1 protein-coding gene is annotated in these 730 nt (G+C 51.4%); it reads left to right on the forward strand.

The window, feature by feature from the left end; all coding sequences use genetic code 11:
* Positions 1–91 precede the first annotated feature (91 nt).
* Positions 92–601: a hypothetical protein gene (locus B5G00_RS18510; RefSeq protein ID WP_162613537.1), complete on the forward strand. Its 510-nt coding sequence runs from the start codon at positions 92–94 to the stop codon at positions 599–601.
* Positions 602–730: the final 129 nt, after the last annotated feature.

Raw genomic sequence — 730 nt, forward strand, 5'->3', positions numbered from 1 at the left:
CAGAGATCAGTTTTTGAGATTTTATTGCCATCCATCTCTATTGGTATCACCTCCATCATTTGAGAACATCTTATCAAATGCAGGAAGGGATTTGAAGATACGGATGATTACCTACTTACTTTTCAAGGATCCGCCCTCCGGACTGACGCTTCACCGTGACTCTGACAAAGAGATCAAATACGTGGTGGTCGCCCTGCCAGAGCTCATTGACAAGGATCGGTTTTTCCCGGAGGGTGAAGTGGCCATACAGGCTGCTCCACTTACGCACGCCTTCCCGGCAGTAACAGATCATCTGGGGCGGGATATGGGCAAGCAGCCTGTTTACAGTCTTGCGATTGTTCGGGATGCGCATGTATCCGCCGGGGGATTTGCAGGCAGGTATCTCCGTATCCGCCAATGCATTTTCAGGGTGGTACGGGCAGGCCGAACAGTGGACATCTTTGTGAGCCTCCAGTTCCCGGAAGATGCTGTTCTGGGAGAAGTGCTGATGGTGGTCGAGATAAAGGGCATAGGCAAGGTCAGCGCTCCAGAGGCACATGGTTTTCGGGAGATGGTGCTGCAGGTAGACCGGTTCCAGGTAAAGCATGGACAATTCTTTTGATGATGGTGGATATACCAGTGCGCTGAAAGCGCCTGTCCGGTGTTTTGGAAATCACCTGTCCGGAAAGAGGAAATCATGGTTTCGGACAGATAATGATTGCGGCGGAGCCGCCATCCTGAAGACTAGAAC

Origin of the sequence: Blautia sp. An46 (assembly GCF_002161645.1) — a bacterium.
Taxonomy (GTDB): domain Bacteria; phylum Bacillota; class Clostridia; order Lachnospirales; family Lachnospiraceae; genus Blautia; species Blautia ornithocaccae.